The sequence below is a fragment of the Bartonella sp. TT29SHDZB genome (assembly GCF_042193395.1).
Taxonomy (GTDB): Bacteria; Pseudomonadota; Alphaproteobacteria; order Rhizobiales; family Rhizobiaceae; genus Bartonella.
The window spans coordinates 1-1,362 of record NZ_JBHILQ010000089.1 but is presented as its reverse complement, the minus strand read 5'-3'; the positions used below and the strand labels follow the sequence as shown (position 1 = coordinate 1,362).

The 1,362-nt window shown below is 40.4% G+C and carries 1 protein-coding gene and 1 pseudogene; both read right to left on the bottom strand.

Annotated elements, in window-relative coordinates:
- The coding region (locus ACFIJJ_RS09725) for a DUF6990 domain-containing protein (protein ID WP_375646799.1) at positions 1 to 368 on the bottom strand (368 nt) is incomplete at its 3' end.
- A pseudogene (locus ACFIJJ_RS09720) lies at positions 369 to 1,362 on the bottom strand (hypothetical protein); the annotation flags it as partial.

Here is a 1,362-nt window from a genome sequence, read left to right as displayed (position 1 = left end):
TTTTTTTCAATATCCTGTGCTTGCGCCCATGCAATCACTCTATTTAGAGCGTCCTTAATATGGCTTTCGGAAAGATCTGAAGGTTTAACATTAAAATCCTCCTTCGCGTAAAACAGCACATCTTCATATTTACGCTGTGATTTTTCACCTCTAGAATATTCCCGAGCAAGGCAATAGGAAGCAGTAGTGAGTTTAGCCGATAACCGGAACTCTTTGCCGCTCTCTCCATAATTTTTTATATCATAGCCTATGCCCACAATGCGGTCAGGAAGATGATAATGCGCGAAAGTGTCTCCCACTTCATCGCGATAGGGTTCCCAGCCCAGTATTTTTAAAATTTCTGTTACGTCTTTGGTTTGTATCTTCATTTATTGTCCCTGTACAAGTTCTTCTAAACGACCTGTATGACGGCTAATTTCATATTCGATAGGTCTTCCCCACTCCCTACCTAATTGGTTTTTAGCCCAATCTTTCTTAAAATCATCCAGTTGTTTCTGAGTTGGTTTCTTTTCGTCTATAAATTCTTTGAGTTCTTCCTGATATTTATTTAGCTTTTCTTTGTGTTCCTCAAGAAACTCTCTAATAACATCTCCCGTGGGTTTTGCATCTCCTGTTTTATAGGCTTCTTTCAAAATTTTTTGATTTTCTGTAAGCTTGGAATCACCTGTTTTTGTTTCTCTAATTTTTAATTCACCATTTTCTATATAAAGAAGATCAGGACGAGATCTTTTTTCAAGTGGTTTTCTTCCAAACATATCACTCTCAAACTCAGCTCCCTTCACCTCAGCCTTAAACGAGGGTTCTTTTTGGCATACCGTACATTCTTCCTTGTTTTCTAATTCTTGCTTGTCCTTATCACGTTTTTTGTCATGATGTTCTCTGTTTTTATTTCCTGTCTGCGGATCTTTGATCTTTTCGCCTTTGGCACTGTCTTCAGAGCCAATTTTTCCAACTGATTGAACAACTTCCTTTTCTGCTTTTGCAGCTGCTGCTTCAGTCTTAGCAGCGAATTTAGCCAGAGCCTTTGCGCCAAGCTTTATGCCTCCCTTGGCTGCTCCAGCAACTCCTGTCATTAGGGATGCTGTTTCAGTCAATAATTTTCCAAATTCAAGTCCAGCATTAAAGGAACCACCAGCACCAGCTCGCTCATATTCCTCCTCCATTTTATTAATGCGATCTACATAGGACTGTCCAAGGGTCCGACCAATTGTCGCCAAAATCTCACCACTGCTGAAAAAATCTTTGAGCGCTTTCAAAGTCTCTTTGGGATGTTTGGCTAGTTGCCAAAAACCATCAACCGTATCGTATATTTCAGCCGGGACACCAGCTACCATACCTGCCGCAAAGCTTATATCTTGCCCT